The 26,168-nt window shown below is 62.8% G+C and carries 25 protein-coding genes, 1 tRNA gene and 2 riboswitches; of the genes, 9 read left to right on the forward strand and 17 right to left on the reverse strand.

Annotated elements, in window-relative coordinates; genetic code table 11:
- Nucleotides 1–171: 171 nt before the first annotated feature.
- Nucleotides 172–960 (reverse strand): tryptophan synthase subunit alpha, encoded by a 789-nt coding sequence (gene trpA / locus G552_RS0104730; RefSeq protein ID WP_027881984.1) that lies wholly within the window; start codon nucleotides 958–960, stop codon nucleotides 172–174.
- Nucleotides 957–2,171, reverse strand: a complete 1,215-nt coding sequence (gene trpB, locus G552_RS0104735) for a tryptophan synthase subunit beta (RefSeq protein WP_027881985.1) — start codon at nucleotides 2,169–2,171, stop codon at nucleotides 957–959. The genes trpA and trpB overlap by 4 nt, the downstream gene beginning before the upstream one ends.
- Nucleotides 2,172–2,576: 405 nt before the next feature.
- On the opposite strand from trpB, the gene G552_RS0104740 reads away from it, so the two are divergent.
- On the forward strand, nucleotides 2,577–3,806 hold the full coding sequence (locus tag G552_RS0104740) for an aminopeptidase (protein ID WP_027881986.1): 1,230 nt from the start codon (nucleotides 2,577–2,579) through the stop codon (nucleotides 3,804–3,806).
- A gap of 3 nt (nucleotides 3,807–3,809) precedes the next feature.
- Here the strand turns inward: G552_RS0104740 and G552_RS0104745 are convergent, their stop codons facing one another.
- On the reverse strand, nucleotides 3,810–4,256 hold the full coding sequence (locus tag G552_RS0104745) for a regulatory protein RecX (protein WP_027881987.1): 447 nt from the start codon (nucleotides 4,254–4,256) through the stop codon (nucleotides 3,810–3,812).
- A gap of 99 nt (nucleotides 4,257–4,355) precedes the next feature.
- Here G552_RS0104745 and G552_RS0104750 point away from each other — a divergent pair, with 99 nt between their 5' ends.
- Nucleotides 4,356–5,066 carry a metallophosphoesterase gene (locus G552_RS0104750; protein ID WP_027881988.1) on the forward strand — a complete coding sequence of 237 codons (711 nt, stop codon included), beginning with the start codon at nucleotides 4,356–4,358 and terminating at the stop codon, nucleotides 5,064–5,066.
- 50 nt (nucleotides 5,067–5,116) lie between these two features.
- Here G552_RS0104750 and gcvP read toward each other — a convergent pair whose 3' ends face one another.
- From gcvP to G552_RS0104790, 8 genes are all read right to left on the reverse strand, one after another.
- Nucleotides 5,117–7,969 (reverse strand): aminomethyl-transferring glycine dehydrogenase, encoded by a 2,853-nt coding sequence (gene gcvP / locus G552_RS0104755; protein WP_027881989.1) that lies wholly within the window; start codon nucleotides 7,967–7,969, stop codon nucleotides 5,117–5,119.
- Nucleotides 7,970–8,048: 79 nt separating this feature from the next.
- A riboswitch (glycine riboswitch) is annotated at nucleotides 8,049–8,136 on the reverse strand.
- A 48-nt stretch (nucleotides 8,137–8,184) separates the two neighbouring features.
- Nucleotides 8,185–8,565: a glycine cleavage system protein GcvH gene (gcvH, locus tag G552_RS0104760; protein ID WP_027881990.1), complete on the reverse strand. Its 381-nt coding sequence runs from the start codon at nucleotides 8,563–8,565 to the stop codon at nucleotides 8,185–8,187.
- A 51-nt stretch (nucleotides 8,566–8,616) separates the two neighbouring features.
- Nucleotides 8,617–9,678, reverse strand: a complete 1,062-nt coding sequence (gene gcvT / locus G552_RS0104765; RefSeq protein ID WP_027881991.1) for a glycine cleavage system aminomethyltransferase GcvT — start codon at nucleotides 9,676–9,678, stop codon at nucleotides 8,617–8,619.
- Nucleotides 9,679–9,711: 33 nt separating this feature from the next.
- Nucleotides 9,712–10,302, reverse strand: coding sequence for a GTPase MglA (mglA, locus tag G552_RS0104770; protein WP_027881992.1), 591 nt, complete (start codon nucleotides 10,300–10,302; stop codon nucleotides 9,712–9,714).
- Between the two features lie 2 nt (nucleotides 10,303–10,304).
- A complete protein-coding gene (mglB, locus tag G552_RS0104775) occupies nucleotides 10,305–10,796 on the reverse strand; it encodes a GTPase-activating protein MglB (protein ID WP_027881993.1) in 492 nt (163 codons plus the stop codon).
- 98 nt (nucleotides 10,797–10,894) lie between these two features.
- Entirely contained in the window at nucleotides 10,895–12,034 is a 1,140-nt protein-coding gene (gene metX / locus G552_RS0104780; protein WP_027881994.1) for a homoserine O-acetyltransferase MetX, read from the reverse strand.
- A gap of 29 nt (nucleotides 12,035–12,063) precedes the next feature.
- The gene (locus tag G552_RS0104785; RefSeq protein ID WP_027881995.1) at nucleotides 12,064–13,356 is read right to left on the reverse strand and encodes an O-acetylhomoserine aminocarboxypropyltransferase/cysteine synthase family protein; all 1,293 of its coding nucleotides are present in this window, start codon (nucleotides 13,354–13,356) and stop codon (nucleotides 12,064–12,066) included.
- 205 nt (nucleotides 13,357–13,561) lie between these two features.
- Nucleotides 13,562–13,678, reverse strand: a riboswitch (SAM riboswitch).
- Between the two features lie 75 nt (nucleotides 13,679–13,753).
- Nucleotides 13,754–14,650, reverse strand: coding sequence for a nucleotidyltransferase family protein (locus tag G552_RS0104790; RefSeq protein ID WP_036270268.1), 897 nt, complete (start codon nucleotides 14,648–14,650; stop codon nucleotides 13,754–13,756).
- Between the two features lie 207 nt (nucleotides 14,651–14,857).
- On the opposite strand from G552_RS0104790, the gene G552_RS0104795 reads away from it, so the two are divergent.
- The 7 genes from G552_RS0104795 (at nucleotide 14,858) to G552_RS0104825 (ending at nucleotide 22,405) form a co-directional block, all read left to right on the forward strand.
- Nucleotides 14,858–15,736, forward strand: a complete 879-nt coding sequence (locus G552_RS0104795) for an FAD binding domain-containing protein (RefSeq protein WP_027881997.1) — start codon at nucleotides 14,858–14,860, stop codon at nucleotides 15,734–15,736.
- Between the two features lie 20 nt (nucleotides 15,737–15,756).
- Nucleotides 15,757–16,245, forward strand: a complete 489-nt coding sequence (locus G552_RS0104800; protein ID WP_036270271.1) for a (2Fe-2S)-binding protein — start codon at nucleotides 15,757–15,759, stop codon at nucleotides 16,243–16,245.
- A gap of 14 nt (nucleotides 16,246–16,259) precedes the next feature.
- Nucleotides 16,260–18,659: an aerobic carbon-monoxide dehydrogenase large subunit gene (locus G552_RS0104805; RefSeq protein WP_027881999.1), complete on the forward strand. Its 2,400-nt coding sequence runs from the start codon at nucleotides 16,260–16,262 to the stop codon at nucleotides 18,657–18,659.
- 72 nt (nucleotides 18,660–18,731) lie between these two features.
- On the forward strand, nucleotides 18,732–19,181 hold the full coding sequence (locus G552_RS0104810) for an SRPBCC family protein (protein ID WP_027882000.1): 450 nt from the start codon (nucleotides 18,732–18,734) through the stop codon (nucleotides 19,179–19,181).
- A gap of 78 nt (nucleotides 19,182–19,259) precedes the next feature.
- Nucleotides 19,260–20,288, forward strand: coding sequence for an XdhC family protein (locus G552_RS0104815; RefSeq protein WP_027882001.1), 1,029 nt, complete (start codon nucleotides 19,260–19,262; stop codon nucleotides 20,286–20,288).
- Nucleotides 20,285–21,181, forward strand: a complete 897-nt coding sequence (locus tag G552_RS0104820) for an AAA family ATPase (protein ID WP_027882002.1) — start codon at nucleotides 20,285–20,287, stop codon at nucleotides 21,179–21,181. The genes G552_RS0104815 and G552_RS0104820 overlap by 4 nt, the downstream gene beginning before the upstream one ends.
- 3 nt (nucleotides 21,182–21,184) lie before the next feature.
- Nucleotides 21,185–22,405, forward strand: coding sequence for a vWA domain-containing protein (locus tag G552_RS0104825; RefSeq protein ID WP_051195682.1), 1,221 nt, complete (start codon nucleotides 21,185–21,187; stop codon nucleotides 22,403–22,405).
- 9 nt (nucleotides 22,406–22,414) lie between these two features.
- On the opposite strand, the gene G552_RS0104830 is transcribed toward G552_RS0104825, so the two are convergent.
- From G552_RS0104830 to G552_RS0104855, 6 genes are all read right to left on the reverse strand, one after another.
- Nucleotides 22,415–24,016 carry an aldehyde dehydrogenase family protein gene (locus tag G552_RS0104830; RefSeq protein ID WP_027882004.1) on the reverse strand — a complete coding sequence of 534 codons (1,602 nt, stop codon included), beginning with the start codon at nucleotides 24,014–24,016 and terminating at the stop codon, nucleotides 22,415–22,417.
- Between the two features lies 1 nt (nucleotide 24,017).
- Nucleotides 24,018–24,515: a pantetheine-phosphate adenylyltransferase gene (coaD, locus tag G552_RS0104835; protein ID WP_027882005.1), complete on the reverse strand. Its 498-nt coding sequence runs from the start codon at nucleotides 24,513–24,515 to the stop codon at nucleotides 24,018–24,020.
- A 47-nt stretch (nucleotides 24,516–24,562) separates the two neighbouring features.
- Nucleotides 24,563–25,087, reverse strand: coding sequence for an RsmD family RNA methyltransferase (locus G552_RS0104840; RefSeq protein WP_027882006.1), 525 nt, complete (start codon nucleotides 25,085–25,087; stop codon nucleotides 24,563–24,565).
- Nucleotides 25,088–25,094: 7 nt separating this feature from the next.
- Nucleotides 25,095–25,493 (reverse strand): hypothetical protein, encoded by a 399-nt coding sequence (locus tag G552_RS0104845; RefSeq protein WP_036270272.1) that lies wholly within the window; start codon nucleotides 25,491–25,493, stop codon nucleotides 25,095–25,097.
- Nucleotides 25,494–25,518: 25 nt separating this feature from the next.
- The gene (locus G552_RS0104850) at nucleotides 25,519–25,893 is read right to left on the reverse strand and encodes a hypothetical protein (RefSeq protein WP_027882008.1); all 375 of its coding nucleotides are present in this window, start codon (nucleotides 25,891–25,893) and stop codon (nucleotides 25,519–25,521) included.
- A 148-nt stretch (nucleotides 25,894–26,041) separates the two neighbouring features.
- Nucleotides 26,042–26,118: transfer RNA gene (locus G552_RS0104855), tRNA-Pro, on the reverse strand.
- Nucleotides 26,119–26,168: the final 50 nt, after the last annotated feature.

A 26,168-nucleotide genomic window follows, 5' to 3' on the forward strand; every position in this document is an offset into this window, starting at 1 on the left:
CCTGCTTTGGCCTCGGCCAGCCTCTGTGCTTGTCTAGCGCCTTGCCATATCTCTCGGCCAACGGTGGTAAACTGCACCTGGGGAACCTCCTTTCTTGGTTGGTTCCCCTCTTTTTATCCCAGCTTAGAGTCTCACATGTGTTTGTCCGGGTTCATCCCTACATTCATGACCTCATCGGCCCAACCCTATCGACCGCTCGAGGCCGGCCCGAACCTCCGCGAGCACCAATGCCAGCCCCCGCCCCTCCTCCATCGCCCGGATCAGGGCACTAGCGATCACCGCCCCATCGGCGGCCTGGGCGGCCTGCTGGGCGGTGGCCCGGTTGGAGATGCCAAAGCCGATGGCCACGGGCACATCGGTGTACTGCCGGATCTGCTGCACCAGCTCCGGCAGCCCATCGGGCAGCCGGTCGCGGGCCCCGGTCACCCCAGTCACCGATACCGTGTAGACGAAGCCATTGCAGTATGGAACCACCTTCTGGATGCGGGCCAGGGTGGAGGTAGGGGCTAGCAGGAAAGCGGTCTCGAGGCCACTGGCTTGGGCTTTGGCCACCAGGAGGGGATCCTCGTCGGGGGGCAGGTCGGGCAGGATCAGCCCGTTGGCCCCGGCCTCTTTGAACATCTCGAAAAAGGCCTCGGGGCCGATGGCCAGAACGGGGTTGATATAGGTCATCACGAATAGGGGTTTGTCAGTGAGGGCCCGAATTTCCCGCACGAACTGGGCCACATCCGCCACCCGCACCCCCTGGCGCAGGGCCTGTTCCGAGGCCCGCTGAATCACCGGGCCATCGCCCAGGGGGTCGGAGTAGGGCAGGCCCACCTCGAGCAGATCAGCATAGGGCAGCACCTGCCGCACCATCTCCAGGTCGGCCCCCCGGCTGGGGTAGCCGGCCATCACGTAGGGAATCAGGGCCGCCCGGCCCTGGGTGTGGGCCTGGGCAAAGGCTTCTTGGGTGGTCATGAAGCCCCTCCTTCGAGCAAGCGCATCACCTCGACCACGTCCTTGTCGCCCCGGCCCGAAAGGTTGATGACGATGACCTGCTCTGGTTCCATCTCCGGGGCCAGCTTGGCCGCGTAGGCGATGGCGTGAGCCGACTCCAAAGCCGGGATGATGCCCTCCAGGCGGCACAAGAGCTGGAAGCCCTCGAGGGCCTCCTCATCGGTGATGCCCACGTACTCGGCCAGGCCCTGCTCGGCATAGTAGCTGTGCTCCGGCCCCACCCCAGGATAGTCGAGGCCCGCCGAGACCGAGTGGGCCGGCCGAATCTGGCCGTCGTCGTCGTAGAGCAAGAACATCTTAGAGCCGTGCAGCACCCCTTTGCGACCCGCGCCAATGGAAAGCGAGTGCATCCCGGAAGCCTGGCCGTGCCCGGCGGCCTCCACCCCGATCAGGCGGGGGCGGTTTTCCAGGTAGGCAAACGGTGCAAACACCCCAATGGCGTTGGATCCGCCCCCCACACAGGCCAGCACCACATCGGGGGTCTCGCGCCCCTCCTTTTCCAGGAGCTGGGCCTTGATTTCTTCGCCCACGATGCTCTGGAAGTCGCGGGCCATCATGGGGTAGGGGTGCGGCCCCACCACCGAGCCGATGATGTAAAACGAGTCACGTACATTCGTAACCCAGTCCCGAATGGCCTCGTTGGTGGCGTCTTTGAGGGTGCGGGTGCCGCTTTCCACCGGGCGCACCTCGGCCCCCAACAGCTTCATGCGGAAGACATTCAAAGCCTGCCGTCGCACGTCCTCGGCCCCCTGGTAGACCACGCACTCCAGTCCCATCAAAGCCGCCACCGTGGCTACCGAGACCCCGTGCTGGCCGGCCCCGGTCTCGGCGATGACCCGCTTCTTGCCCATGCGCTTGCACAAAAGGGCCTGGCCCAGGGTGTTGTTGATCTTGTGGGCCCCGGTGTGGTTGAGGTCCTCGCGCTTGAGGTAGATTTTGGCCCCGCCTAGGTGACGGGTGAGGTTTTCGGCGAAGTAGAGGGGGCTGGGCCGGCCCACGTACTCCCGCAGATAGTACTGGTACTCGGCCAGGAAGGCGGGGTCGGTTTTGAAGTGCAGGTAAGCCTCGGTGAGCTCTTCTAGGGCCGGAATCAGGGTCTCGGGTACGTAGCGTCCGCCAAACTCACCGTAGCGGCCTCTGGAATCGGGGAGGGGGTACTGGGGTAGGTTCATCGGGCTCCTCGTTTGGTATGGAACAAATCAAGGCCAAGTGTCGCTGCCAAAAGAAAAACTCGAGGACTCGACCTCGAGTACAGGCTCAAGCGCTGCGGTTACAGCGCTCGAGCCGGGCTGCGCCACCAACGCTGGTGGTGCCACTTGTAGCTGCGGGGGGTTCGCACGCGCATCTAGGGGCAGGGTAGCAAGCCCCGTTGCCTCTCGTCAAGATTGGGTAGCCTGCCCCACACAAAGAGCTATGCTTTCCCCTTTTTGCCCAAAACATGGTTAGGCTCCCCAAAAGCTTCGAAAGCCCTTTAGTGGCTTCCACGCGCCAAGCCGATAAACGCTGGCCAAACACCGGGGTGAAGAGGCAAGGAAAAAGCCCTGTTGATCCAGTCATTATGGGTTAGAGTTTAGAGCGTGAACAACACTGACTCCCTCCTCGACAAACTCGCCCAGGTAGCGGTGCACATCGGCCTGGGCCTTAGGGAAGGACAGGAGCTGATCCTGACGGCCCCCCTCGAGGCCGCCCCACTGGCCCGCAAGATCACCGAACAGGCCTACAAGGCCGGCAGCAGCTTGGTCACCCTGCTCTATGAAGATGACGAGGCCACCCTGCTGCGCTTCCAGCACGCCCACGAGGCCTCCTTCGACCAGGCCCCGCGCTGGCTCTTAGAGGGTATGGCCGATGCCTTCGAAGCAGGGGCCGCCCGACTGGCCATCGTGGGCAACGACCCTGCCCTCCTCAGCGGCCAGGACCCCCAGAAGGTCGCCCGAGCCAACCGGGCCCGCGCCCAGGCCTACCAACGGGCCTTGGAGCTCATTACCAGCCACCACATCAACTGGAGCATCGTGGCCTATGCCAGCCCGGCCTGGGCCCGTCAGGTCTTCCCCCACGACCCCGAGCCAGTCGCGGTAGAAAAGCTGTGGGAGGCTATTTTCAAGGCCTCGAGGCTGGATACCCCCGACCCGGTAAGTACCTGGAAGGCCCACAACCAGGCTTTGCAAAGCCGGGTAGACTACCTCAACCAAAAGCGCTACGCCGCTTTGCATTTCAAAGGCCCTGGTACCGACCTAGTGGTCGGCCTGGCTGAGGGCCACCGCTGGGGCGGAGGCAGCGTACAGGCCAAAAACGGGGTGGTCTTCAACCCCAATATCCCCACCGAAGAGGTCTTCACTGCCCCGCACAAAGACCGCGTCGAAGGGTATGTACGCAGCACCAAGCCGCTTTCCTACCAGGGCAGCCTCATAGAGGATATCGAGGTGCGCTTTGAAAAGGGGCGCGTGGTGGAGGCCAAAGCCCGGCGTGGGGCCGATGTGCTCAACCGGGCGCTGGAAACCGACGAGGGAGCCCGCCGCTTGGGCGAGGTGGCCTTGGTGCCCCACTCCTCCCCCATCGCTCAGATGGGCCTCCTGTTCTACAACACCCTCTTCGACGAGAACGCCGCCAGCCACATCGCGTTTGGCCAGGCCTACCGCGAGTGCCTTCACGGCGGCGGCCAGCTCAGCTCCGAGGAGCTGGCTGCCAGGGGGGCCAACCAAAGCCTGATCCACATTGACTGGATGATCGGCTCAGAACACCTCGATGTAGACGGGCTTACCGCCGATGGGCGGGCCGAGCCGCTGATGCGGGGCGGGGCATGGGTGTGAAGCCTACGTGTCCCCCTCGGCGCAGTGGGCCTTCCAGGCCTCGAGGGCTTGCTCCAGGGTATAGCCCCGGTTGAGCAGAAAGCGAACCGCCCGGACTCTATCGCCTTTGTGGCGGCTGGGGTAGCGCTTGAGCAAGGCCTGAGCCTCCCCTACGGGGTCGTGCTGGGCGGCTTGTTCGGCCAGCACCTCCTCCACGATGGCGGAGGGAACCCCCTTCTCTCGCAAGGCTCGGCCTAGCCGGGCTGGCCCCCAGCGCCCCGCATGCAACCGGGCGTACCCTTGGGCATAGCTTCGGTCATCTAGGTAGCCCAAGCGCCGGAGCCGTCCTACCACCTCCTCCACCACCGGCGGGGGCCCGCGCCGGGCCAGCTTCTGCCGCAAGCCCCATTTGGTGTAAGCCCTAGCGCTTAAAAGACGCAGGGCATAGCGAAACAGGGCCTCGGCGTCCATGCCCCCATTCTGTCACAAAGCCCACCCCTTGACGCTTTCGGCCTAAGCCGAGACACTAGACACGGCTGCCCACCCCTTGCGGAAGCCCCAAGGAAGCCCATGCGCGTTTTTGCCATTGCCGACATCCACCTATCCAAAGCCTTTCCCAAGCCTATGAACATCTTTGGGCCGGAATGGGAGGGGCATCCTGAGGCGGTATTTGAGGAATGGCGCCAAACCGTGGGTGAGGACGATCTGGTCATCGTGGCGGGGGACATCTCCTGGGCCATGAAGCTACCTGAGGCGCTGCTGGACCTAGCCGACCTGGCCCAGCTACCCGGCACCAAGGTGCTTTTGCGGGGCAACCACGACTACTGGTGGCCTTCCATTTCCCGGCTGCGCCAGGCCTTGCCTCCCCGGATGCACGCCCTGCAACACGATTCCCTCCTAATAGGCAACCTGGCCATCGCAGGCAGCCGAGGCTGGGACACCCCAGGCAGCTACGGCTTTACCCCCGCGGACGAAAAAATCTACAAGCGCGAGGTCGAACGCTTAGCCCTCTCCCTCAAGACCCTCGAGGGCCAGGACTACGAACACCTGGTGCTGGCCATGCACTACCCCCCTTACGGCCCTACCGGTGGCCCTACCGGTTTCACCGAACTTATCGAACGCTACCGGCCTACCTGCGTGGTGTACGGCCACCTACACGGAGCCGACCCGCGAAAACTCCCCCAAAGCTGGAATGGCATTCCCCTGCACTTCGTCTCGGCGGACGTGGTGCGCTTCAAGCCCCAGCTCATCCTCGAGACGCCCCATCTCACTCACCTCTAAACCCCACCCTCACAAAGTCAGGATGGGGCCAAAATTCGGCGCGAAAGGCCTCAATCTGCCGCCTGGGCGTACTCCTCCAGCGGGGGGCAGGTGCAGACCAGATGGCGGTCGCCGTAGACGTTATCCACCCGGTTGACCGGGCTCCAGTACTTATCCAGAGGGCTCTGGCCCGCCGGGAAGCAGCCCTGGGCCCGGGTGTACTTGCGCGGCCAGTTCTCATCCGCCAGGTCGAGCACGGTGTGCGGCGCGTGGTGCAGGGGGCTTTCCTCGGCTTTGAGCTGGCCCCGCTCTATCTGGGCGATCTCTTCCCGGATGGCGATCATGGCCGCAATAAAACGGTCGAGTTCGGCCTTCGACTCCGACTCGGTGGGCTCGATCATCAGGGTACCGGGCACCGGGAAGCTCATGGTAGGGGCGTGGAAGCCAAAGTCAATGAGCCGCTTGGCCACGTCCTCGGCAGTGATGCCTATGGCCTTGAAGGGGCGCAGGTCGATGATGCATTCGTGGGCTACCCGCCCTCGAGCGTTCTTGTAAAGCACCGGGAAGTGGGGCTCGAGGCGGCAGGCGATGTAGTTGGCGTTCAAAATGGCCACCTGGCTGGCTTGCCTCAGCCCTTCGCTGCCCAAAAGCCGGATATAGGCGTAGGAAATGGGCAGAATCGAGGCCGAGCCAAAAGGCGCCGCCGAGACCGGGCCTACCGGGGCAGTGCCCCCATCCAGAAAGGGGTGGCCGGGCAGGAAGGGGGCCAGGTGCTTCTTCACCCCGATCGGCCCCATACCAGGCCCGCCCCCCCCGTGGGGAATGGCGAAGGTCTTGTGCAGGTTGAGGTGCGAGACATCGGCCCCATACTGGCCAGGCTTGGCCAGACCCACCTGGGCGTTGAGGTTGGCCCCATCCAGGTAAACCTGTCCCCCGTAGCGGTGCACAATCTCGCACAGGGTGCCAATCTCCTCCTCAAAAACCCCGTGGGTGGAGGGGTAGGTGACCATCACCGCAGCCAGCCGGTCGGCATACTGCCGGGCCTTGGCCTCGAGGTCGGCCAGATCCACGTAGCCCCGGGCATCGCAGGCCACCACCACCACCTCCATCCCCGCCATCTGGGCCGAGGCGGGGTTGGTGCCGTGGGCCGAGGAGGGAATCAGGCAAACGTTGCGCTGGGCCTCCCCCCGGGCGCGGTGGTAGGCCCGGATGGCCAGAAGTCCGGCATACTCCCCCTGGGCGCCCGAGTTGGGCTGGAGCGAGACCGCGTCGTAGCCGGTTATCTCGGCCAGGTAGCGGCTGAGCTGGACAAAGAGTTTCTGGTAGCCCTGGGCCTGCTCGAGGGGGGCAAAAGGGTGCAGCTGGGCAAACTCGGGCCAGGTAATGGGCAGCATGGCCGCGGTGGGGTTGAGCTTCATGGTGCAGGAGCCCAGCGGGATCATGGCCCGGTCTAGCGCCAGGTCGCGGTCGGCCAAGCGGCGCAGGTAGCGCAGCAGCTCGGTCTCGGTGTGGTAACGGTTGAAGACCGGGTGGGTCAGGTAGCTCGAGGTCCGGCGCAAGGCCGTGGGTAGGTGCGCCTGGGGTGTGAATTCGGCAAAGGCCATGGCCCCGCCGAAAGCGGCCCAGACCGCCTCCACCACCTGAGGGGTGGTGGTCTCGTCCAAGGCGATGCCGATGTGCCCTTCGTCCACCTTGCGCAGGTTGATGTGGCGAGCCCGGGCCGCAGCCAGGATGGCCTCGGTCTTCGAGCCCGTGGGCACAGTCAGGGTGTCGAAGAAGTGGGGGTTGAGGGGGGCATACCCCAGCCGGGCCAGGCCCTGGGCCAACACGCTGGTCTTGCGGTGAATCTCCCAGGCAATGGCCCTGAGGCCCTGAGGCCCGTGGTAGACTGCATACATCGAGGCAATCACCGCGGGAAGCACCTGCGCGGTGCAGATGTTGGAGGTGGCCTTCTCGCGGCGGATATGCTGCTCGCGGGTCTGCAAGGCCAGGCGGTAGGCCCGGTTGCCCCGGGCGTCCAGCGAGACCCCCACCAGCCGCCCCGGCAAAGCCCGCTTGAGCTCCTCCCGCACCGCAATGTAGCCAGCGTGGGGGCCCCCATAGCCCATGGGAACCCCAAAGCGCTGGGTGGAGCCCACGGCGATATCGGCCCCCAGCTCGCCCGGCGGCGTGAGCAAGGTCAGGGCCAAAAGATCAGCCGCCACCACCACCAGGCCCCCTGCGGCTTTGACCCGCTGGATGGGGCCCCGCAGGTCGCGAATCTGGCCCAGGGTGTCGGGATACTGGAAGATGGCCCCAAACAGCCCCTCGACCTCGAGACTGGCCTCTGGGTCGCCCACCACCACCTCCCAGCCCAATGGCTCGGCCCGGGTCTGTAGTACCGCCAGGGTCTGGGGGTGAAGATGGCGGTCGGCGAAAAAGCGGGTGCGCGGGGCCTTACAACCGCGCTGGGCTACGGCCATGCCCTCGGCAGCGGCAGTGGCTTCATCCAGCAAGGAGGCGTTGGCTACCGGCAAGCCGGTCAGGTCGGCCACCATGGTCTGAAAGTTGAGCAAGGCCTCGAGGCGGCCCTGGCTGATCTCAGGCTGGTAAGGGGTATAGGCGGTATACCAGGCTGGGTTTTCCAGGATGTTGCGCTGGATGACGGGGGGCAAAAAGGTGCCGTAGTAGCCTTGCCCGATGAGCGAGGTGTACACCTGGTTCTCCGCGGCCAAGGCCCGCAGGTGTTCCAGCACCTCCGCCTCGCTTAGGCCCGGGCCGATGGAAAGGGGCTCGCTCTGGCGGATGGAGGCCGGTAGGGTCTCCTCGATGAGGGCCTCGAGGGTAGGCACCCCCACCGCCTCCAGCATGGCTTGCCTCTCCTGGGGAGAGGGGCCAATGTGCCGAGGGGCAAAGTCCTGGGTCAACGGTTTTTCGCTAGACATAGGGGCCTCCTGAGGCCCCATCTGTCCTTTTGCCTGAGAGTGTTATCCCTTCGGCGGGCCGGATGGCCTCTCTCCAGATTGCTCCGCCGAGGTCCTTTTGCCTGAGAGTTTCCGGGGCGGTTGCTCCTTCGGCGCTGGCCGGGCCAGTCTCTCCCTTCGGCGGCGCTCCTATTTTCTTCATCATAGGGCAGGCCAGGCCCTAGGAAAAAGGGGGCCTAGGCGCTTTCCGCCAAGGCCTGGTACTCCGCTGCCGAAAGAAGGCTTGTGGTTGCCGCCGGATCGACCCGCAGCTTGAAAATCCAACCCTCCCCGTAGGGCGACTGGTTGATAAGCTCGGGTTTGTCGGCCAGAGCGGTGTTGACCTCGAGCACCTCCCCCGCCAAAGGTGCGTAGATGTCGGAAGCGGTTTTGACCGACTCCACCACCGCCACCGCTGCCCCCGCCTCCACACGCCGGCCCACCTGGGGCAGCTCGACGAAGACCACGTCCCCCAAAGCGTCCTGGGCATAATCGGTGATGCCCACCACGGCCATATCCCCTTCCAGCCGAACCCATTCGTGCGTTTTGCTGTACTTGAGCTCTGTCGGGTAGTTCATGGGGGCCAGTTTATCGCTAAAGGGCTTCCGCGCCCAGAGGCTTTCAGCCTTTTAGGCAGAGGAGCGGATAAAAGGCATCTCTACTACTTTAGCCTCCGTCCGCCGGCTGCGAATCTCCACCTCGAGCGAGGTGCCCAAGGTGGCTAGGCTCGAGTCCACATAGGCCATAGCAATCCCCTTCTTCAGCACCGGCGAGTGGGTACCCGAGGTCAGCACCCCCACTTCCCGCTCCCCCTGCCACACCCGGTAGCCCTCGCGCGGTACCCCTCCTTCGACCAGTAAACCCACCAAGCGGCGGGGACAGGGGGCTTCAAGCAAGGCCCCCTTGCCGTAAAAATCCTTTTGCGTCTTAACCACCCAGGCCAACGGGGTGCAAAGCGGGTTGGTCTGGTCGGTTAGCTCGTGCCCATACAGGGGGAAGCCCGCCTCCAGGCGCAGGGTATCCCGTGCCCCTAGGCCGCAAGGGGTCGCTCCCGCATCCAGCAGGGCCTGCCAAACCGCACCCACCTCGTCAGGGGCTACAAAAATCTCGTAGCCGTCCTCACCGGTGTAGCCAGTGCGGGCAAAACGCACCCATTTGCCCACCAGCCGGCCCATGAAGGTATCGTTCTTCTTGCGGTTTTCCAGCTCAACCTCGCAGAGCTTTTGCAGCGTAGCCACCGCCCGCGGCCCCTGCACGGCCAGCAGCGCGAAGAAGTCGGAGGCGTCCTCGAGGCTTACCCTAAAGCCCTCGGCCAGAGCCTGGAGGTGGGCCCAGTCCTTCTCGATGTTGGCAGCGTTGACCACCATCAGGTACTCCTCCTCGCCGGTACGGTAGAGGTAAATATCGTCCACCACCCCTCCCTGGGCGTTGGGCAGCATGGAGTACTGGGCCCGACCCACCTTAAGCCGGGAAACGTCGTTGAGGGTGGCAAACTGCAAAAACGCCAGCGCCTGGGGCCCCCGGATCCAGAACTCCCCCATGTGGCTCACGTCAAACAAGCCCACCCACCCTCGTACCGCCAGGTGCTCGGAGGTAATGGAGGTGTACTGGATAGGCATCTCAAAGCCAGCAAAAGGCCCCATCCGGGCCCCGAGGGCCAGGTGCGCTGGGTGAAGCGGTGTGGTTTTCATAGCCCCCCTAGCATACCCAAGGAGGGCTGGCGGCTACCCCGCCGAGGCCACCCGGGAAAGCACCTCGCGGCTTACCGCCTTTAGAGTCTCGAAAACCCCCACCCCGGTGGTAGCCACCGCCTCGAAGATGGGCAGCCGTTTCTCGGGGTCTATAACCGCCTGAATCATCTCCACTGGCAAGGCCTCGGGGACGTCGCGCTTGTTGGCCTGCAACACGATGGGAATATCCTCGAGCTTGATGCCATACTCGGCCAAGTTCTCGCGCAGGTTGCGCATAGACTCGGCATTGGCCCTTAGGCGGTTGGGAGCCGAGTCGGCCACAAAGACAATGCCGTCCACCCCCCGCAAAATGAGCTTCCGACTGGCATTGTAGAAGACCTGTCCCGGCACAGTGTATAGGTGAAAACGGGTCTTAAAGCCTTTGACCTCGCCCAGGTCCACCGGAAGAAAATCGAAAAACAGGGTGCGCTCGTCCTCGGTAGCCAGCGAGACCATCTCCCCTTTGCGGTTTTCCGGCACCTGCTGAAAAACCCACTTGAGGTTGGTGGTCTTACCCGACATACCGGGCCCGTAGTAGACGATTTTGAAGTTGATCTCCCTGGCAGCAAAGTTGATCGTGCTCATAATCAGTTACCGAATAGTTCATCCAGAAGGGCACTGGCCCCGTCGCGGTACTCGCTGTCGATGCCTACCTGGCCAGGGTTGACCACCGCGTCTTTGGTGATGGGCTCGAGGGCCTGGGCGGCCCGCTTGCCGTAAAGCTTAACCCGTCCCACCGGGGCAGTGTTGTCGAAGATAACCACCAGCAAAGCCAGCTCGCCCACCTCTTCCACATATAGGCCAAAGGCGCTGCCCTGGTGCAATAGCTCGTTGAAGCGGGGTTCGCCTAACATCTTGGCCAGGGCCTGGGTTGCTGCCGCGTTGCCTGCGATCAGGGTGGCTAGGGAGTCCAAAGCCGGGGGCCGGGGGGCCCATAGGGCCTCCTTGTGGGCCAGCACAAACCCCTTCCGATCCAGCAGCAAGGCGTAGCGGGCCCCGCTCTCGCGCAAAAGTTCCTCGAGGACCCGCGAGGCCTCCTCGTAGGCCCCCCCAAAGAGGGCGACGGCAGGCTCAACCATAACAGGCTCAGTCTAGCATGCAAACTTGACCTACCCCTGTGACGGATACAAGCCAGCCTGCCCAAAGCCATACCCATTCCAGCGGGGAAGGCCTGGGCCTAGAGGAAATCGCCCAGAATACGCTCGACCTGGTCGGTCTCAATGAGGAAGGCGTCGTGGCCGTGGGGGCTTTTAATTTCGCGGTAGATTCCCCCACTCAAAAGGGCCATCTCCCGCACCTCCTGTGCGGTGTAGAGCACGTCGGAGTCAATACCCACAAACATGCTGGGTAGGGCGCGCAGCCGGCGCAAGGCGGCCTCTACCCCTCCCCGGCCCCGCCCAACATCGTGGGTGTCCATGGCCTCGGAGAGCACCAGATAGGCATTGGCATCGAAGCGGCGGGCAAACTTCTCCCCCTGATACAGCACGTAGCTTTCCCCACGCTCAGGGTGTTGCTGCCAGCGTAGGCGAAAAGACTCGGGCGAGCGGAAGGAGAGCATGGCGATGGCCCGGGCCAACTGGAGGCCCAAAGGCTGCTGGGTATAGTGCCCTCCTTGGTAGGCTGGGTCAGCCAGCACCGCCTCGCGCGAGAGGCGGTTGAAGGCTCTGGCCCAGGGGCTGTGCACCGCAGGGGCTGCCAGCACCACCAGCTTCTGCACCCGCTCGGGGAAGAGCAGGGCGAACTCCAGGGCCACCATTCCCCCCAGGCTACCCCCCAGCAGGGTCACCTTCTCGATGCCCAAGAAATCCAGGAGCTTGGCCTGGGCCCGGGCCAGATCGCGCACGGTGAGTTTGGGAAAGTCGGGGCCGTAGGGCCGCCCGGTCTCAGGGTTCAAGGAAAGGGGGCCCGTCGAGCCATAGCAGCTTCCGATGTGGTTGGCGCAGATGACGAAGTATTTGTCGGTATCCAACATCCGCCCCGGCCCGGCTAGCTCGTCCCACCAGCCGTCGGGCCCGAAGGCCTGGTCGAGCCGGGGCAGGCGGGAGAGGGTCTCGCGGGTGTAGGTGCCGGCCAGGTGGGCCGAGCCGGTCCAGGCGTGAAAGACCAGCACCGCGTTGCTGCGCTGCTGGTTCAGGTGGCCATAGGTCTCGTAGCGGAAGTGCAGCTCGGGCAGAACGCCGCCGTACTCCAGCCGGAACCCCCCCGCAACCAACGCCTGGGCCGGCACCGGCGGCGGCACCCGCCCCCGGCTCTTGGGCGGCTTGATCAACAGGGCTTCGTGGTCGCCCCAGGCTTCTTGAATCAGCACCTCAGACATGGTTGCCCCCTCTCGGGAGGAAAGCGGGCTTATACCTGTACCTTCTGGCTCAGGGCCTGCTTGATGTCGGCCTGGATGTCCTCCAGGGCCTCGAGGCCCACGCTCAGGCGCACCAGCTCGGGGCTGACCCCGGCCTTGAGCTGTTCTTCTGGCGAGAGCTGGGAGTGGGTGGTGGAGGCCGGGTGGATGGCCAGGGTGCGGGTGTCGCCCACGTTGGCCAGGTGGGAGACCAGTTCCAGCCGGTCGATGAAGCGTTTGGCCGCCTCGTAGCCCCCCTTTAGGCCAAAGGTCAGCACCGAGCCCGGCTTGCCCTTGAAGTACTTCTGGGCCTTGGCGTAGCTGGGGTGGTCGTCCAGACCAGGGTAGTTGACCCAGGCCACCTCGGCCTGCTGGCGCAGCCAGTGGGCCAGGGCCAGGGTGTTCTGCACGTGGCGCTCGGCCCGCAGCGAGAGGGTCTCCAGGCCCAATAGCAGCAAGAAAGCCTCGAAGGGGCCTAAGCACTGCCCCTGGTCGCGCAGACCATCCACCCGGGCCTTGATGATGAAGGCCAGGTTGCCCACGGCCTTGGTGAGCTCGAGGCCGTGGTAGCCCGGCTGGGGCTGGGTGAGGAGGGGGTAGCGGCCATTATCCCAGTTGAAGTTGCCCCCATCCACAATCAGGCCGGCAATGGCCGCCCCGTGCCCCCCAATCCACTTGGTGCCGGAGTGGGTGACCACGTTGGCCCCCCATTCGATGGGGCGGAACAGATACCCCCCCTGGCCAAAGGTGTTGTCCACAAACAGGGCGATGCCCCGCTCCTGGGCAGCCTGGGCAATTAGCTCGAAGTCGGGGATGTTGAGGGCAGGGTTACCCAACGACTCCAGGTACCAGAAACGGGTTTTGTCGTCGGAAAGACGGATAAAGTCATCCACGCTCTCCGCGCTATCGGTGAAGCGGCTTTCGATGCCCAGCCGGGGCAGGGTGACCTTGAACTGGTTGATGCTGCCCCCATAAAGGTTGGGGGTGGAAACAAAATTGTCGCCGGCCTGGGCGATGTTGGTGATGGCCAGGAACTGGGCAGCGTGGCCCGAGCTGGTGGCCAGGGCCGCCACCCCACCCTCGAGGGCGGCTATGCGCTTTTCCAGCACATCGGTGGTGGGGTTCATAATGCGGGTGTAAATGTTGCCGAACTCCTGCAGCCCAAACAGACGGGCGGCGTGGTCGGTGTCCTTGAACTGGTACGAGGTGGTGGCGTAGATGGGCACCTGGCGGGCCCCGGTGGTGGGGTCAGGGCTATAACCGGCGTGGAGCTGAAGGGTCTCGAAACGATACTTCTGCGACATGTACTCCTCCTACCGCGAGGTCTGGGGCGCGAACGCAGCAGGCTTTGGGCCGGCCACGCGCTGGGTAGGAGTTTTACTAGCAAGTAAAACCCCCTACCAGACGTTCTTTTATGACTGGAAGGGGGTCACAATACGGAACCTATCCCTTCTCTTATCTTCCCCAGCAGCTAAACTATGCCAAGTCTCGAACGTCGTGTGCCTACAACGCTCAGCCGCCGGGCCGGAATTAGCACCTTCCAAAAAACCCCTGGTGATGGGCAGAGGTTTCTTGTGGGTTGCTGCGGCTTCATAGGGCCGGTCCCTCCACCGCTCTGGATAAAAGAACGTTTCTGATTGTGGCCGCGCCCCGGCGCGGATAGTTGTGAGTGTAGAAAGGCTTTCACCTTTTGTCAACCTTTTAGCTGTTCGTGGTCAGGGCCATGAGGACAGCCCGGCGCAACAGCCGCAGGTACTGAGCCGGGGTTCGCCCAGGCCCTCGCACCACCGCCACCACCCCACGGTAGGGCCGGGCTAGCTCGAGCCAGCGCGAAGCTCCCCCCGCGCCCGAAAGCAGCACCCCGGGGGCCAGCCAGGGAACCCTTTCGCTGGCCAGAAGGGGGTCTATCTCCCTAACCACCTCATCCAAAGGAGGGCGGTGCTTTGGAATGGGGCGAAAAGGCTCCCGATCCCAGCCTTTGGCCCGGGCTAGGGTGCGATAGGCAGACCAGGTATCCACATCGGCAAACCAGGGCCCCGTCCCCCATTCCAGCAGCTCGACCTGGCTGCTCTGTGCCTGTAGGAGGGCTCTGGCCCCTTGGTCGCCGGCCAGTTGCTCGATCTGAGCAAACAGGCCCGCGGCCAGATAGACCGGTGGGCGCGGCTGGCCCAGCTCGGCCGGGGCTACGGCCAGGCTCGAGGGTCTTTTGGTGCGGATGGCCTCCCTTAGCTGCATGAGCCGCTCCTGATCCAGACCCGGCATGTCGGCCAAAAAAACCAGCGCACCCGCCGAGCCCTCCAGAGCCCGCAGGCCTGCTTGGAGCGAGGTGCTCTGACCCTTGGCATAGTGTGGGTTTTCACAGAGGCGCACCCTGTCTCTGACACCCGGATTGCGGTCCAGCCAGCGCTCGACGGCCAACTGCGCCAACCCTGCCTCGTGCCCCACCACGACCACCACCCGTCCATCCACCACCCATAAAGCCTGCGCCAGCGCCCGTGTGAGCAGTACCTCACCGGGCCCCGCGGGCAGTGCAAACTTGGGTACACCAAACCTCGAGGCCTTCCCGGCGGACAGCACAATGGCATCAATTCGATGCATAAATACACCACATTCTATCGTTTGCTTCGCGGCTCGAGGCCTACTTCAGCGCAACGGGAGTGCCCTTAGCTAAGAATCTGTCCAAATAAAATTATGCCGATGAGAACAGACTCTTGTAACGCTTAAAAATGTAATCTCCCATATACTTGCCGGCTACTCTAGCGAATAGATTGAGTTTCGTTTTTTAAAGCAAGGAGGAAGGACTGCATGATACCCGCGGCCTTTGAATATAAACGCCCCATGTCCCTCGAGGAGGCCATCGATCACCTGGCCAAACATGGCTATGATGCCAGGGTGCTGGCGGGCGGCCAGAGTCTTATCCCGGCCATGCGATATCGATTGGCCCAGCCAGGCGTGCTGGTTGATATCAACAAACTACCCAACCTGAGTTATCTCAGCGAGGAAGGCGGCATGCTACGAATCGGCGCGCTGGTGCGTGACACCGACGTGGAGTTCAACAAAGACATCCAGCACAGATACCACCTAATCAGCGATGTGTCCATGGTGGTCGCCGATCCTATCGTGCGCTACCGGGGTACGGTGGTGGGTTCCCTCTGCCACAACGACCCCTCGGGTGACTGGGCCGCCGCTGCCATCGCTGCACGGGCTCAGATGGTCATCAAGGGCAAAAACGGGACTCGAGTCGAACCCATCGACCAGTTCTTGGTTGATAGCTTCGCCACCTCGCTGGGCGAGGGCGAACTGGCGGTAGAGGTGCGGTTTCCTACCCCAAACGCCCTCACTTCTGGGGCCTACGAGAAAATCGAGCGAAAGGTAGGCGACTATGCCACCGCGGCTGCTGCAGTACAGCTCGAGCTCAACCCCGACGGCACTATCAAGGAAGCTGGCATCGGCATTACCGCAGTGGCTCACATGCCCCTACGGGTTGTGGAGGGCGAGAACCTCCTGAGGGGGCAAAAACCGAGCATGGAACTAATCCGGGCGGCAGCCGAGGAAGCCCGTAAAATTGCTGACCCCACCCCCGATGCCCGCGGCTCCGCTGAGTACAAAAAAGACATGGCCCGGGTGCTGGTCGGGCGCGGGTTACTCAAGGCCCTCAATCGTCTAGGTGTTGCGGTGGCCTGAAGACGCTGGGAGAAAGCGCTATGGAAATCACCCTCAACATCAACGGTACGGAAAAAAAGCTCAACGTCGAGCCGCGCACCCTTCTGGTGCAGGCTATACGCGATGCTGGCCTGACCGGAACCCACATCGGCTGCGACAGCTCTTCCTGCGGGGTTTGTACGGTGGTCTTGGACGGGAAGACCGCGGTCAAGAGCTGCACCATGTTCGCTGTACAGGCTGAGGGTCACAGCATCACCACCATCGAGGGCCTGGCCCAGGGCGACAAGCTGCACCCCCTACAACAAGCCTTTCACGACCAGCACGGGCTTCAGTGCGGCTACTGTACCCCTGGGATGATTATGGCCGCCTACGTTCTTTTGCAACACAACCCCAACCCTAGCGAGGAGGAAATCCGCTTTGGCCTATCGGGCAACCTGTGCCGTTGCACGGGTTACCAGAACATCGTCAAAGCTGTGCAGCAAGCCGCCCAGATGTTGCAACAACCCACCGGCGCGGCAGCCGACGACTAGGCGAAAGGAGTGTCATGTCCGTTCAAACCCCCAACCTCGAGCCCAAAGGCATCCAGGGACTGGGCAAACCCATCAAGCGCAAGGAAGATGCCCGCTTCATCGTGGGCAAGGGCACCTACCTCGACGACATCAACCTGCCCGGCATGCTCTACATGGCCCTGGTACACAGCCCCTACGCCCACGCCAAAATTCTGAATATAGACGCCTCTGAGGCGCTCAAGATTCCTGGGGTCAAAGCGGTGATCACCGCTAAAGACCTAGCGGCCGCCGGCCTCTCCTGGATTCCCACCTTGGCTGGCGACAAGCAGATGGTGCTGGCCGATGGCAAGGTGCTCTACCAGTACCAGGAGGTGGCCGCAGTCTTCGCCGAAACCCGCCAGGCTGCGGCCGATGGGGCTGCTGCGGTACAGGTGGAGTACGAGCCCCTGCCGGTAGTAGTCGACCCCTACAAGGCCACCGATCCCGATGCCCCGGTGCTACGCGAGGACATCAAGGACAAGATGGAGGGCGCCCACGGACCACGCCGGCATCACAACCACATCTGGAACTGGAGCGTGGGCTCTAAGGAGGAGACCGAGAAAGCCCTGGCCCAGTCCGAGGTGCGCATCAAGCAGCACATGGTCTACCCCCGCAGCCACCCGGCCCCCCTCGAGCCCTGTGGCTGCATCGGCGATATGAACAAGGCCACCGGCCGGCTCACGGTGTACATGACCACCCAGGCCCCCCACGCCATCCGCACGGTGCTCTCCTTGGTCACCGGCATCCCGGAAAACAACATCCGGGTCATCTCGCCCGATATCGGCGGGGGCTTTGGCAACAAGGTGCCGGTGTACCCTGGCTATGTGTGCGCCATTGTAGGCAGCATCGTGCTGGGGGCCCCGGTCAAATGGGTCGAGACCCGCACCGAGAACCTCACCACCACCGGCTTTGCCCGCGACTTCCACATGGACATCGAGATCGGGGCCACCAAGGACGGCAAGGTCACGGCCATGAAGGTCTACACCCTGGCCGACCACGGGGCCTTCGACGCCGCTGCCGACCCCAGCAAGTACCCGGCAGGCCTCTTCTCCATCTGCACCGGCTCCTACGACTTCCAGAAAGCCTACGCCGAGGTGGACGCGGTCTACACCAACAAGGCTCCTGGTGGGGTGGCCTACCGCTGTTCCTTCCGGGTGACCGAGGCCAGCTACCTGATTGAGCGCAGCATGGACGTGCTGGCTCATGAGCTGAAGATGGATCCGGCCGAGCTGCGGCTCAAGAATTTCATCCGCCCCGAGCAGTTCCCCTACCCCTCGGCCCTGGGCTGGACCTACGACTCCGGCGACTACGAGAAGACCCTGAAGGTCGCCCTCGAGCGCATCGGCTACTACGAACTGCGCAAAGAACAGGCCGAGAAGCGGGCCAGGGGCGAGCTCATGGGCATCGGTATCTCCACCTTTACCGAGATTGTGGGGGCTGGTCCCTCCAAAGACTTCGACATCCTAGGTATCAAAATGTTTGACGGGGCCGAGATTCGCGTACATCCCTCGGGCTCGGCCATCGTGCGGGCCGGCACCCGTCACCAGGGCCAGGGCCATGAGACCACCTGGGCCCAGATCGTCTCGGAGGAGCTAGGCCTGGACGTGGACAAAATCATCGTGGAGGAGGGCGACACCGATACCGCCCCCTACGGCCTGGGTACCTACGCCAGCCGCAGCACTCCCACCGCTGGCGGGGCCATGGCCTTGGCTGCCCGGCGCATCCGCGAAAAGGCCAAAAAGATCGCCGCGCACCTTTTGGAGGTGAGCGAGAACGACGTGGAGTGGGTGGACAAGAAGTTCGTGGTCAAGGGAGTACCCAGCAAAAGCGTGACCATGAACGAGGTGGCCTTCGCCGCCTACACCAATCCGCCCCCAGGACTGGAACCCGGCCTCGAGACCACCTACTACTACGACCCCCCTAACCTGACCTTCCCCCACGGGGCGTATGTGTGCGTGGTGGACATTGACAAAGGCACCGGCGAGGTCAAGGTACGGCGCTTTGTGGCTATCGACGACTGTGGCACCATCATCAACCCCATGATCGTGGAGGGACAGGTACACGGGGGCCTGACCGAGGGCTTTGCCATCGCCTTCATGCAAGAGATCGCCTTCGACGAGCAGGGCAACCATTTGGCCTCCAATTTCACCGATTACCTGCTGCCCACTGCCCTCGAGACCCCCCGCTGGGAGACCGGCCACACCGTTACCCCCAGCCCCCACCACCCCCTCGGGGCCAAGGGGGTGGGTGAGTCGCCCACCGTAGGAAGCCCGGCTGCTTTTGTAAATGCGGTGGTGGATGCTCTGGCCCACCTAGGCGTGCGCCACATCGACATGCCCATCACCCGGGAAAAGGTCTGGCGCATCCTGCGCCAATCGGGCATCGACTCGTTCTAAAAGGCCACCGGCCTGTAGCCGTTGGCCGGCTCCATCGGGTCAGCGGCTACGGGTTTTCTGTGAGGTTTAAACATGAAGCTAGAGTATAGCGGACAAGAAAAAGTTCAGGCCGAACCAGAGAAAGTCTGGCGCTTCGTGCAGGACCCCCACAAGGTAGCCTCCTGCCTCCCCGATCTAAAAGCAGTGGAAATCAAGGACGAAAAAAACCTGGTGGCCACCGTAGGGGTGGCGGTAGGCCCGGTGCGCGGTACCTTCAAGTTCAACATCGAGCTTGACCCTCGGCCCGAGGAGAACAAGATGCTGGTGCGCCTGCGCGGTGGTGGTTTAGGCAGCGCAGTAGACCTGACCGCCAGCGCCAACATCATCGGCCAGGACGATCAGACCACCTTGCTCGACTGGAGCGGCGTGGCCAATGTGAGCGGCCCGGCGGCCACGGTGGGCGGACGGGTGCTGGATGCCCAGGCTAAACGCCTAATCGAAACCGTGTTTGCCAACATGGGGCAGAAGATGGCCGAGGTATAACTTGTCGTACAAGGCGCATTTTTTGTGAGCGGGAGGGGTTTGTCCCCAGGTTGTTCGGCCTACAATGGCAGTATACCTATGGACATCTACAGCAGGATTGCTGAGTTAAAACGCCAGGGCACCTCTTTTGCCCTAGCCACGGTGGTCTCGCGCCAGGCCCCGGTCTCCTCTCATCTAGGGGACAAGGCCCTGATTTTCGAGGATGGACGCCTCGAGGGCTACATCGGTGGGGCCTGCTCTCGCGAAGTTGTGCGCAAGCAGGCCCTCGAGGCCTTGCGCCTAGGTAGGCCACGGCTGGTTCGGATCACCCCGCAAGCCGCCGCCAAGATGGTGCTGGAACAGGCCGAGCAGGTGGTGATTCCCATGACCTGTGCCAGCGAGGGCGCGGTGGACGTGTATATCGAGCCCATGGTAGGGCGGGCCGACCTGTTGGTGGTGGGAGGGTCGCAGATTGCCCTCACCACCGCCCAGATTGCTGCGCGAATGAACTACCGGGTTAGCCTGGCCTGTGATAGGCCGGAGCTGGCCGGGGTTGACCTCGAGGCCGAGATAGAGGTGCTGGACTGGCGAGAAATCGGCCCCTGGCTCGAGGGGCGTAACCCGGAAAAAACCCACATCGTCATCGCCTCCCAAGGCCACTACGACGAGGACACCTTGGCTCTCATCGCGCGCTATATGCCCCATCCGGCCTACCTGGGCCTGGTAGCCAGCCGGAAGCGCGGGGCCAGCGTGCTGGACAACCTGGAAATCCTGGGGGTACCGCGCGGTACCTTCCCCAACCTTAAATACCCCGCCGGGCTCGACCTAGGCGGGCGCGAGCGCGACGAAGTGGCCATCTCCATCCTGGCCGAGATTGTCCAGTTAAAGGCCAACAAGCCTCTGTCTTCCCCAGCCCTGGTGTTGCAGGCCGCCGCCCAGGTTCCCCAGACTAGTCCCCCGCCAACCTTGGGCCCTGGCCTGGCCATTGACCCCACCAGCGGGGAGGTGCTGGAGATCGCCAAAGCAGTTAGCGCCGAATATCAGGGCCAGACCTACTACTTCAGCTGCCCCAATTGCCGGGCCAAGTTTCTTAAGAACCCAGAAAAATACCTCAAGGGCAAGGCATGAGTCAGGCCAGCATCCCGCCCCAGCTCGAGTCCGTCGAGGGCATCCAGGCCGTTTTGCGCCAGCACAACTACATCGCCGACCTTCCCATGGCCACCGCTCTGCGCTTGGTCTTGGCTCTCAAAAAGCCTTTGCTGGTTGAAGGCCCCGCCGGGGTAGGCAAAACCCAGATTGCCAAAACCTTGGCCGAGGTGCTCGACACGCGGTTGATCCGCTTGCAGTGCTACGAGGGCCTGGACACCGCTCAGGCCCTTTACGAGTGGAACTACCCCAAGCAGATGCTGCACATTCGCCTTACTGAAAACCTCGGCGAGAGCGTGGAAAAGCGTGAGGCGGAAATCTTCAGCGAGGGCTACCTGCTGCGCCGCCCGCTGCTAGAGGCCATCCTGCAGGACAAGCCCCCGGTCTTGCTGATCGACGAGATCGACCGCACCGACGAGGAGTTCGAGGCCTTCTTGCTCGAGCTTTTGGCCGAGTTTCAGATCACCATCCCCGAGCTCGGAACCATCCGGGCCAGACACCGCCCCTACGTGATTCTCACCTCCAACCGCAGCCGCGAGCTTTCCGATGCCCTAAGGCGACGCTGCTTGTACCTTTGGCAGAACTACCCCAGCTTCGAAAAAGAGGTGGAGATTATCGAGGCTAGGCTGCCCGGCATCAACCCCCGGCTGGCCCAGAAGATAGCCCGCGTGATGGCCCACCTCCGGGAGCTGCCCCTCAACAAAGCCCCCGGGGTAGCCGAGAGCCTGGACTGGGCCCAGGCTTTGGTGAGCTTACACAAAGAAGCGCTGGATTTGCAGGTGCTGGAGCAAACCTGGGGCGTCATTCTCAAAGACCGCGACGACCTAGCCTTGGTAGAAGCCCACAAGCAGCGGCTGGCTGAGCTGGTTCTTTAGCCCATGGTTCCAGATGCTATCGCCACCCCAGCCCTCGAGGGGCCCTTTCACGGCACCTGGTGCAAAAACCTGGTGGCTTTTGCCGATTTTCTGCGCCACACCCCCCAGCGCTTTAGCCTGGGGCCCCAGGAGATCGCCGAGGGCTTACAAGCTCTCGAAGCCGTTGACCTAGGCTGCTTACAGGAAGTCCGCCAGGCCCTTAAGCTGGTGCTGTGCAGCAACCTCGAGCAGGAGCGGGCCTTCGACGACCTGTTTTTCCAGTTCTTTCTGCCCAGCCGCAGGCGTCCCCACCTGGGCCAGGCTCGCCCCGGCGGCGAGGGGGAAAGCGGTGAGCAAGGCCCAGCTCCTCAGCAAAACCCCAGCCATCTGGCCCTCGAGGGCCCGGGGCCTGGAGGAAAAAGCACCCCGCATAGCTATCAAAACCTGAACACCGAGGACTGGGCCGCCCCCTTGCGAAGAGCCATGTTCAGCCGCAACGCGGGCCGCGAAGCCGACGAGGTAGAAATACCCCAGCAAGACCTAGACGAGATGCTGCAGGCAGCCACACGACTGGTCAACCAGGTTCGGTTGGGGCGCAGCCGGCGCTGGGCGCTAGCCCCCCGGGGAGTCCGCCTGCACTTTCGCCGCACCCTGCGCAAGGCTCTCCATACCGGAGGAGACCCCATCCACCCAGCCTGGCTGCAGCACCCCAAACGACAACCCCGCTTCGTATTTGTGCTGGACGGCAGCCGTTCAATGCATAGCTATGCTGACCGCCTGCTACAATTTGCCTTCGCCCTACGCATGCGTTGCAACCGGGTAGAAGTCTTCGTTTTTTCCACGCAGCTGAAGCGGATTACCCGCCAGCTCGAGCAAGCCAAAAGCCTGGCCGAGCGCCCCCGGCTGGAGCGGCTAGGCCTGGCCTGGGGCGGAGGCACCCAGATTGGGGAAAGCCTCTTGGCGCTGGAGCGAACACATGCGGGTCTTATCCGGGGCGACGCCATTGTCATCATCGCCAGCGATGGCCTGGATACGGGCGCGCCTCAAGTTTTGCAACAGGCCCTGCGTCAGCTTTATCTGCGTAGCGCCGCTTTGATCTGGCTCAATCCCTTGCTCCATAGCCAAGGCTACGACCCCCAGGCCACCGGCATGAGGGCTGCCCTCCCCTACCTAGACCGCTTTTGCGCAGCCAACACCCCTCCGGAGTTGGCGCTGCTAACCCACCGGCTTCGGCTGCGGAAGTAGTCCTTGCCGTTACGAAGAGTCGCCCAGCACGCGAGCCCAGTCGGTAGGGGCCTTGGGCTGAGCGTAACCGGTATCCATCTGGGCGAGCTGGAGCCGGCCCGAGTACTCCTCGTTGACCGCCTGCCAGTAGGTGTACTCCTCGATGACCCAGATGCCGCTTTCCCGCGCCCCGTTACCGCTAGCCCGCACGCCACCAAAGGGCAGGTGGGCCTCGGCCCCCACGGTGGAGTTGTTGATGCTGGTCATGCCAGCTTTGATCTCGTTTTTGAAGCGGTAGGCCCAGTCCCGCCGGTTGGTATAGACCGCACTCGAAAGCCCGTAGGGATGCGCGTTAGCCACCTGGATGGCCTCGTCCAGCCCCTCCACCCGCACCAGGTTGATGGTGGGCCCGAAAATCTCCTGCTCGAACTGGCGCATGCCGGGCCGGGCTTCCCAGACCGTGGGCCAGCCGAACAGGCCCACTTCCGGATCGCCCTTGAACCGGGGATAGGGGTTGGCGGCGGTGATGCGGCCTTGTCCGAAGAGCAACGTGGCCCCATCCTCGCGGCCCCAGGTGTAGTGCTCGAGCCAGCGTTCAAAGAGGCGCTGGTTCATAAAGGGGCCATAGGTGAGGCCGGTGGGGTGCTCAATGGGGTTGCCCACCACGGTAGCCTCTGTCCTCTCCAGGAAGCGCTTTTTGAAAGCCTCGTAGATGGGGGCTTCCACGATGATGTTGCCCGCGCTGGTACAGCGTTGACCACCGGTGGCAAAAGCGCTCCACCAGGCTCCCTCTACCGCCAGCTCGAGGTCGGCATCGCGCAACACCACCAGGGGATTTTTGCCCCCTAGCTCGAGGGTGGGCCGCAGCAGGTTACGCCCAGCGACCTCACCAATCCAACGGCCTACCGCAGTGCTCCCAGTAAAGGCAAATTTCTGCAAAAGGCCCTCATCCATCAGCTCAACCAGCCACTGGCCGGTGGCGTTCTTCCCACCCCCATGAACCAGGTTGATCACGCCTGGGGGCAGGCCTGCCTCCTCAAACAGCTTGACAAAAAGGTAGGCCAGCGCGGAGGCATCCTCAGAGGGCTTCCAGACCACGGTGTTGCCCGCGAGCACCGCCGGGATCAGCTTCCAGGAGGGCACGGCAATGGGGAAGTTACCCGCCGTAATCATCCCCACCACGCCCAAGGGGCGGCGGAAGGTGAAGAGCTCTTTGTTCTTCATCTCGCTGGGCACGGTCTGACCGTAGAGCCTTCGCCCTTCGGAAGCGAAGAAAATGGCCGTATCAATGGCTTCCTGTACGTCTCCCCCAGCTTCTTTGAAGGTCTTGCCTACCTCGCGCACCATCAGCCGCACCAGGGTACTTTTCTCCCGCAGGAGCACCTGGGCCAGGTTCGCTAGCACGCCACCCCGCACCGGCGCGGGGGTACGCGACCATTCCTGGAAGGCTTTTTGCGCCACCTGAGCCGCTTTGCGTAAGGTTTCCTTGGAGCCTTGGGGAAAGCGGGCTACCAGGTCGGCAACATCGGCAGGGTTTCGGCGCTCGAGTAAGCTACCTTCAAAAATCTCCTCGCCGCCAATCAGGTGTCCGATCTCCAAGGCATGGCCATATTTGCTAGGGTAGGTCTGCATACTATCCCCCAATCGTGCTCAGCTTGGCCCGCAAGGCTTCCGCTGTAGCGGGCGGAACCAACTTGGATACATCGCCGCCGTAGCGGGCGATCTCTTTGACCATGGTCGAAGAAACAAAAGACCAGCGGGTAGCTGCCATGATGAACAGGGTCTCGGGATGGTTGCCGTACTGCCGGTTAAGATGGGCCATCTGTAGCTCGGTCTCGTAGTCGGAAACCGCCCGCAACCCCTTGACGATCACCCGGGCGTTCACTCGCCGCATGTACTCCGCCAGGAGACCATGGAAGGAATCTACCTCCACATTGGTCAGGCGCGCCGCCGCTATAGCCTGGCGAATGATCTCCACCCGTTCTTGGGGCGCGAACAACCAGAAATTGCGCTTGGAGGGGTTTTCCAGCACGGCTACCGTCACCTTGCCAAAAAGCCTCGAGGCCCTTTGGATCACATCAAAGTGGCCGTTGTGCAAAGGGTCGAAGCTACCGGGATAAACCACATGCATAAGGCCTCGCTTTCGCGCCGTATCTTCACACAAATCCGCACCCTTGGTCAAACCCTGTGGGCTTCGACTAGGGTGAGGGTATTGAAGCCATACTCACGGCGCTGGCCTATGGGAAGCACTAGTTCGGTAGGGTGCTGCAGGATATACAGGCCACCCGGCTCGACCAGGCCGGCCTGGAGCAGGCGCTCGAAGTCCTGCAGTAAATCGTGAGGATAGGGAGGGGCCATAAACGCCACCGTGAAACGTTGCCCTTGCTGCTGGGCAATTAGCAGATAGCGCTCCACTGGCATCCCCTCTATATGCACCTTTAAACGAGCCTTGTGGGCATTCTCCCGCAGAAACTGGATGGCCTGGCGATCTTTCTCCACCAACACCACCTCAAACCCCTCTGAGGCTGCCTCCAGGCCCACTGCTCCACTCCCAGCATACAGATCGAGGAAGCGCCCTCGGCGCGGGTAGCGAAAGCGCAGGTAGTCGAACAGGGCCTTGCGTAGCCGCACGGGGCTGGGCCGGGCCGACTCGGGCACCTTGAGCACAACCCCCTTAGCCGTACCCCCTAGAATTCGCAGCATAGCCTCCCTACTGTCCAGGAACCAAGGTGGGAATCTGCAGCGCATCCGGGCTTCGGAACCATATCTGGCAACGCACCCCTTGGCTCCGGGTGGGCTTGACCTGCACTTCAAAGCGGCTTTGGGCCCCATTAGGCAAGGTGCGCAGGGCAATTGGGGCTGAGTTGGTTCCGTAAACCTTGCGGTTGGGCACCCCATTGACCACCGTAACCTGGCTATCCACCACCCGCAAGTTGACCCGCAAATTGTTCAGGGTGCGGCCCGATTGGTTCACCACTGTGCCTTGGGCCACCACTACTCCGCCTGCATGAGGCGCACAGCGCCACTCACTGACCCGTAGTTTGTATATGGTGTCTTGGGCCAATGCCAGACCTGCTAATCCAACCAGGCATACCAGTATGGGCTTCATAAAAGCGATGCTACCAGAAAGGCCATTAACGAGGGGCCGGTACCAAGGTGGCAATCTGCACTACTCTGGGGTTGCGAAACCAAAGCTCGCAGCGGTTAACTGTATCGAAGTTAGCACGGACGCGAACCTCGAAATAGGCTGTCTTCCCTGGAGCCAGGTTATGATTCAGTAGAGGGGCCGAGTTGCTGGCCATACGCAGGCCCGGCCCAATGACCCGCACATTGGCCCGTAGATCGGCAATAGCCCGTGAACTGATATTTTTGACCGTGCCTTGCACCAGCACACCCCGGGCATAGGCTTTGCAACTCCAGGAAAGCACCCGCAAGCGGTAGGCGCTGGACTGGCCTAGAGCCATACCTCCTAGGAGGAGGGTCAAAAACAAAAGCAGTAGGTGCTTCATGGCGGTAGGCTTTCTGCGGACTTTACACCGCAACAGCGGGGATCTACCAACAGCAGTTTACCGTCAACCCGAGTTTGGCAAAGCGTTATTTGAAGCCTGTGAGAAAGGCGCTCTTAATTGCGAAAACCCCACCCTAGGTGGGGTTATCTGGTCGAGGAGACTGGATTCGAACCAGCGACCCCCTGCTCCCGAAGCAGGTGCGCTACCAGGCTGCGCTACTCCTCGGCAGCGAGATGAGTATAGTGCGGACTCGAGGCTTTGTCTAGGCGGTGCAG

The organism is Meiothermus rufus DSM 22234, assembly GCF_000423425.1.
Taxonomy (GTDB): Bacteria; Deinococcota; Deinococci; order Deinococcales; family Thermaceae; genus Meiothermus; species Meiothermus rufus.